Here is a 7123-nt window from a genome sequence, read left to right as displayed (position 1 = left end):
TACAGGCTTGCGTGGCAGGTGCGGGCAATAACGTCGTCCTGCTGCTCTTTTGTAAGATTGATGAAGCGTACTGCATAACCAGAAACGCGTACTGTGAAGTTTGCATATTCCGGCTTTTCAGGATGAGCCTGGCAGTCCTTGAGCTTTTCAACGCCGAATACGTTTACGTTCAGGTGATGAGCACCCTTGTCAAAGTATCCGTCCATAACGCTTACAAGGTTAGAAATGCGCTCTTCTTCATCGTGTCCGAGTGCATTCGGGTTGATTGTCTGAGTGTTGGAAATTCCGTCCAAAGCATATTTGTAAGGAACTTTTGCAACAGAGTTAAGGGATTTTACGAGACCCTTTGTTTCTGCACCGTAAGAAGGGTTAGCTCCCGGTGAGAACGGCTCGTGAGCCTTGCGTCCGTCAGGAAGCGCGCCAGTAGCCTTTCCGTATACAACGTTTGAAGTAATCGTAAGGATTGAAGTAGTCGGTTCTGCATTGCGGTAAGTCGGCTGCTTCTTGATTTTTGCCATAAAGTCCTTCAAAAGCCATACAGCAATCTCGTCTGCGCGGTCATCATCCTGACCGTAGCGAGGGAAGTCGCCTTCAACAATGAAGTCGCTTGCAAGACCGTGGTCATCGCGGACAACCTTAACTTTTGCATATTTGATTGCAGAAAGTGAATCTACAACGTGGCTGAATCCGGCAATACCTGTTGCAAATGTGCGGCGAACATCAGTATCGATGAGAGCCATTTCAGCAGCTTCGTAGTAGTACTTGTCGTGCATATAATGGATTGCGTTCAATGTGTTTACATAGAGCTTTGCAAGCCATTCAAGCATAACATCGTACTTGCGCATAACTTCATCGTAATCAAGATATTCTGAAGTAATCGGTGCAAGTTCCGGACCTACCTGTGCATACGGTGTAAGACCTGCGCCTTCGTCCTTTCCGCCGTTGATAGCGTAAAGCAATGCCTTTGCAAGGTTTGCGCGGGCACCGAAGAACTGCATTTCCTTTCCTGTCTGTGTTGCAGAAACGCAGCAGCAGATAGAATAGTCATCGCCCCAGATAGGACGCATAATGTCATCGTTCTCATACTGGATTGAAGAAGTATCAATAGAAATCTTCGCAGCATATTTGCGGAAGTTTTCAGGAAGACGTTTTGAGTAAAGAACAGTGATGTTCGGCTCTGGAGAAGGTCCCATATTCTCAAGCGTATGGAGGAAGCGGAAGTCATTTTTAGTAACCATATCGCGTCCGTCCTGACCGAGACCTGCAACTTCAAGAGTAGCCCAGATAGGATCACCTGAGAACAGCTGGTTGTAAGACTCAATACGGGCAAAGCGAACCATGCGGAACTTCATTACGATGTGGTCAACAAGTTCCTGTGCCTTTTCTTCTGTAAGGATTCCTTTCTTAATATCGCGTTCGATGTAAATGTCGAGGAATGTAGAAATGCGTCCTACAGACATTGCAGCACCGTTCTGTGTCTTGATTGCAGCAAGATAGCCGAAGTACAGCCACTGGAATGCTTCTTTTGCAGTAGTTGCAGGCTTTGAAATATCATAGCCGTAGATTGCAGCCATAGCCTTAATTCCTTTAAGGGCTTTAATCTGCTCGGCAATTTCTTCGCGCTGGCGGATAATCTCTTCGGACATAGTTCCGTTTCCGCAGTTAAGCTTGTCCTGTTCCTTCTGCTCAATAAGGTAGTCAATACCGTAAAGGGCAACGCGGCGGTAATCACCTACGATGCGTCCGCGTCCGTAAGTATCAGGCAATCCTGTAAGAATGTGTGACTTGCGGGCTGCGCGAATCTCCGGTGTATAAACATCGAATACTGCATCAGAGTGAGTCTTGTGATATTCAGTAAAAATCTTGTGGAGTTCTTTGTTAGACTCGTAGCCGTACATCTGTGTTGACTGCTCGGCCATTTTAATTCCGCCGAACGGCATAAATGCTCTTTTGAGCGGCTTGTCTGTCTGAAGACCTACAACCTGCTCAAGGTCTTTTCCTTCCGGGCAGATATATCCGGCAGGATGAGCCGTCAGTCCTGTTACTACATCAGTATCAAGATCAAGAACGCCAGAACGCTCTTTTCCGTCAAGACCTGTACATTTTTTATTATGTTCAGCTTTCTGAAGCTTCTGGAGCTCGTCGAACAATTTTTTTGTAGCGGCTGTAGGGCCAGCCAAGAATGTTTCATTGCCGCTATACTGTGTATAGTTGGCCTGAATAAAATCGCGAACATTGACTTCGCTTGTCCACAAACCTTTTGGGTTAAAACCTTCCCATTCAGCTTTCATGTTCATTTCAAAACCTCTTGTATTTGAAAAATTCAACTATATTAACTGCCGATATTATAAAGCATTGTTTTTGTTTATGCAATTGCTTAAACCGGCAGCTAACCCAAATTTATAATCATTACAAATATGATTATAATACAATAATATAAAATTTCAAGTGGAAAAACCATAAAAAACACAGGCTTTTTAAAATTCTCCCTGAAATTTTTACATGCGCCCCCGAAAACGCCTGTTGAAATTTTTACTGAAAAAAATATTGTCGATTTCATTAAATTTTAGTATCTTATATGCAATCAAATAAAATTTTGAAGCTGCCCTGTAATTTTCAAGGCGGCCTGTAAAAATAGGAGTAAAAATCATGGCTAAACAGTTAGTTTACAGCGAAGATGCTCGCAAAAAAATGCTGAGCGGAGTTGAGCAGATTGCACGCGCAGTAAAAGTTACCTTGGGACCTTGCGGCCGCTTAGTTATGCTTGACAAAAAATACGGTGCACCGACAATCACAAAGGACGGTGTTTCAGTTGCAAAGGAAATCGAGCTCAAGGATCCTTTTGAAAACATGGGCGCCCAGCTTGTGCGCGAAGTTTCATCAAAGACAAATGATGTTGCAGGAGACGGAACCACCACAGCAACCGTTCTTGCCTATGCAATCGTGCGCGAAGGACTCAAGGCAGTTTCCGCAGGAATGACACCTATTGAAATCAAGCGCGGAATCGACAAAGCCACTGCCATCGCTGTTGAAGAAGTAAAAAAGAACAGCCGTGCTGTAAAGGGGAATGACGACATCACTCATGTAGCAACAATTTCTGCAAACAACGACCCTGAAATCGGTAAAATCCTTGCAGATGCAATCGAAAAAGTCGGAAAAGACGGTGTTATCACTGTTGAAGAATCCAAGAACATGGACACAACAGTAAAAACAGTGGAAGGAATGCAGTTCGACCGCGGATACATCAGCTCATGGTTTGTAAATGACCGCGAACGCATGGAAGTAAACTACAGCGATGCCTATGTTCTTATTTATGAAGAAAAAATCAGTACAATGAAAGACCTTCTGCCGGTGCTCGAAAAAGTTGCACAGACAGGCAAGCCTCTTATCATAATTGCTGAAGACCTTGACGGAGAAGCTCTTGCAACTTTGGTTGTAAACGCATACCGCGGAACACTCAAGTGCTGCGCTGTAAAGGCACCTGGTTTCGGCGACAGAAGAAAGGAAATGCTCCAGGACATTGCAATTCTTACAGGCGGAAAAGTAATCACAAAGGATCTCGGTCTCAAGCTTGAATCAACAGAAATTTCTGATCTCGGACAGGTTAAATCCGTAAAAATCGACAAAGACAATACAACTCTGGTAGACGGAGCCGGCGATAAAAAAGCCATTGCCGACCGTGTTGCGGAAATCAAAAAACAGATTGAAAAATCAACTTCTGACTACGACAAGGAAAAGCTCAAGGAGCGCCTTGCAAAGCTTTCAGGCGGAGTTGCTGTAATCAATATCGGAGCTATCACCGAAACAGAGATGAAGGAAAAGAAGTTCCGTGTTGAAGACACACTCGCAGCAACAAGAGCGGCTCTGGAAGAAGGAATTGTTCCAGGCGGCGGACTTGCTCTTATTGAGGCAAGCAAAGTTCTTGATGCAGACAAGGAAAATCTTACCGGAGATGAAAAGGTAGGCTTCCAGATTATAAAGAGAGCATTGGAAGAGCCTATCCGCCAGATTGCAGAAAACGCAGGTGTAGACGGAGCTGTAATTGCTGACAAGGCAAAGGCAGAAAAGAAGGGTGTTGGCTACAACGCTGCCACAGGTGAATGGGTAGACATGATGGAAGCCGGAATCATTGACCCGGCAAAGGTTACAAGATGCGCTCTCCAGAATGCCGCTTCAGTAGCCGGAATGTTGCTCACAACAGAATGTGCTATAACAGATATTCCAGAGCCACCAGCTCCAGCTGCTCCACAGGCAGGCATGGACGGCATGGGCGGAATGTACTAATAGCGGCTTAAAGGCGTTTCAAAGCCTAAAAAGCGGCTTCTGCCAAAACCAAGGCGCATCCTAAAAACTGGGAACAGTTTTCGGGATGCGCCTTGCTGTTTTTAAAGAGAAATGTTGTTTTATCTTTTAGCTTCCAAACTGTCTATTCAGCAGACAAGATGCGGCTCGCACTCAACAAGTATTATCTGCATTCCATTTTAAAAATTAAAACTTTGGTAGTGTACACTACCAAAGGGACTTGAATATGTCCCTTTGGTGAAGTCTTGCTATGCTCGCCTTCACCAAAAAAAATCTTGGAGGACTTTATAAGATGAAAAAGTTTCTTTGTTTTGCAGCTGCGGCAACATTATTCGCAGCAACTTTTATTGGATGCTCTTCTACACAACAAGATGAGCTTGGACGTTTTACAATCATTTCTTCAAAGAATGTTGACTTTTCGCGTATAGCGCAGATGCAGAGAAGTTCTGAAAAAATTGGAACTAAAAAGCTCAATGCAAAAGGCTTACTTGTAAAAGATCTAACACTCTCAAAAAACTATGCGCTTGAAAATGCATTGGATTCTGCCTTGGAGCAAATTCCTGGCGCTGTCGCAATGATTGATGCAAAAGTTGAGTATTTCCGCTTTAAAGGTTTAGGAAGAGAAAAATGGGGTTACAAGTTTGAAGGAACTGCGCTTATTGACCCTTCGCTAGTTGGAGAGAATACAGCAATTCCAGAAGACGAAAATATTTACTTCATTTCTAACGAAACAACTGGAAAAGTTACATTGCTTTCTGAAGACGAATATAACAATCTTGTAGCATCACTCAAAGGATAAATTTCCCATAAACAATGTCTGTCAAATTCAACTTTGACGGACATCTGAATCTGCACCACAAAATTCTTAAATATGTTTATCCAAATTATAAAAAACTAGCATTTTTTATCCCCATTTTATTGGCTTAGATTTAACCTATTTCCAATCTATAACCCATACGACAAGACTATTCCTGCTGTGAATATTTTTTTATTTTAAATAAAACAGATTTCGTGATAGAATATACGTTATAAATTACTCTTATTTTTTGAGGAACAAACTATGCAGACAGCCATTAAAATACCTTGGGATTTTCTAGCCAAATACAAAGACAGCCATTTTTCAGGGGAGTGGCCGACTGTTCCAGAGATGTTCTTTATAACAGCAGAAAGATTTCCTGAGCGTCCATGCTTCACGGATTTTGAAGGAGCGGGAGGTTCCAAAAACACGCTTTCCTATTCCCAGGTGAAAGAAAAAATTATTTCACTGGCGACCTGGCTTTCAGAAAACGGAGTGAAAAAAGGAGACAGAATAGCTGTCAGCGGAAAAAATTCGCCTGAATGGGGTCTGGCTTTTGTAGCATCTCTGGCATGCGGCGCTGTGGTCTGCCCTCTTGACTATGCGCTTCATGAAGACGAGCTTGTAAATCTTTTAAATACCGCAAAGCCGAAATTTCTTTTTGTCGATGAGGAAAAATTCCAGACATTCAGCTCCAAAAAAAATGAATTCCCGGTTTGCAGCCTCAGCCCGAAATTCAGCGAAAGCTATATATACAATCTCCAGCCCAAAAACAAGAACACAGCCCTGGACTTTCACAGCGCCTCAGAAAATGATACGGCCGCAATACTTTTTACGAGCGGAACAACAGGAATTCCAAAGGGTGTAATGCTGAGCCACAGAAATCTTGTAAGCGATGCATATATCGCCCAGACAAGAATGGATATTTTTCCCACAGATGTCTTTTATGCGCTGCTTCCCATACACCACGCATACACGCTTCAGGCTGTTCTGATCGAAAGCCTTTCAACAGGAGCCGAAATTGTCTTTGGAAAAAGCATGGCCGTTTCCAGGCTGATGAGGGAGCTGCACGAAGGACAGATAACAATACTTTTAGGCGTTCCGCTTCTGTTCAACAAGCTGCTCTCCGGCATCATGAAAGGAATAAAAGAAAAAGGCCCGCTTGTAAACGCAGTGATCCATATCATGATGGGCATTTCATATATGATAAAAAAAGTTTTCAAAGTGAATCCTGGAAAAATTTTATTCAAGCCGATTCTTCAAAAGGCAAACATACACTCTCTTAGAATCGCCATCTGCGGCGGAGGCCCGCTTGCTCCGAGCATATTCAGAATTTACAATGAAATGGGAATTGATTTTGTGCAGGGATACGGACTCACAGAAACAAGCCCGATTATCACATTGAATCCTGTCAAAAAATTCAAAATCGAAAGTGTCGGACAGTATTTCTTCCCGTACATGGAAATGAAAATCCTTGAGCCTTCTTCAGACGGAATCGGAGAAATCGCAGTAAAGGGCCCGATGGTTTTTCAGGGATATTACAACATGAAGGCGGAAACTGAACAGGTGTTCACAGATGACGGTTTCTTTAAAACAGGCGACCTTGGAAAAATCGACAGCGACGGCTATCTTATTCTTGCGGGGCGCATAAAAAATATTATTGTAACAGAAGGCGGCAAAAACGTTTACCCTGAAGAAATTGAAAATGCATTCCAGCTGTTTACAGATATTTCGCAGATTACAGTCCGCGGCTACATTTCCGACAAAGCAACAAAAAGCGAGCAGATCGAAGCGCTTGTATATGCCTCCGATGATTTATTTGCGCGCCTTGGAATAAACCGGCAGGAATCTCCACTGGATGAATCTGTAAAGACAGAAGTTGAAAAGATAGTTTCCAAAGTAAACAAGGAGCTTCAGCCTTATGCAAGAATATCAAAACTCACAATGCTGGAAGAGCCGCTTGAAATGACCACAACGCAGAAAGTAAAGCGCGGAAAAATCACAGAAAAACTGGATGCCAAAAAT

General features: G+C 43.2%; 4 protein-coding genes. 3 read left to right on the top strand and 1 reads right to left on the bottom strand.

Annotation, left to right across the window (positions count from 1 at the left end; translation table 11 throughout):
• The coding region (gene pflB / locus ACI4L0_RS05255; protein ID WP_439799115.1) for a formate C-acetyltransferase at positions 1-2297 on the bottom strand (2297 nt) is incomplete at its 3' end.
• A 352-nt stretch (positions 2298-2649) separates the two neighbouring features.
• Between pflB and groL the strand changes: the two genes are divergently transcribed.
• The 3 genes from groL to ACI4L0_RS05240 all read left to right on the top strand — a co-directional run.
• Positions 2650-4284 (top strand): chaperonin GroEL, encoded by a 1635-nt coding sequence (gene groL, locus ACI4L0_RS05250; protein WP_439799114.1) that lies wholly within the window; start codon positions 2650-2652, stop codon positions 4282-4284.
• Between the two features lie 310 nt (positions 4285-4594).
• Entirely contained in the window at positions 4595-5101 is a 507-nt protein-coding gene (locus ACI4L0_RS05245; protein WP_439799113.1) for a hypothetical protein, read from the top strand.
• Between the two features lie 261 nt (positions 5102-5362).
• On the top strand, positions 5363-7123 hold a 1761-nt coding region (locus tag ACI4L0_RS05240; protein WP_439799112.1), incomplete at its 3' end, for an AMP-dependent synthetase/ligase.

Origin of the sequence: Treponema sp. (genome assembly GCF_051883275.1) — a bacterium.
GTDB lineage: Bacteria > Spirochaetota > Spirochaetia > Treponematales > Treponemataceae > Treponema_D.
Note: the sequence above shows the minus strand (reverse complement) of the source record. Positions and strands in the feature narration are given on the sequence as shown.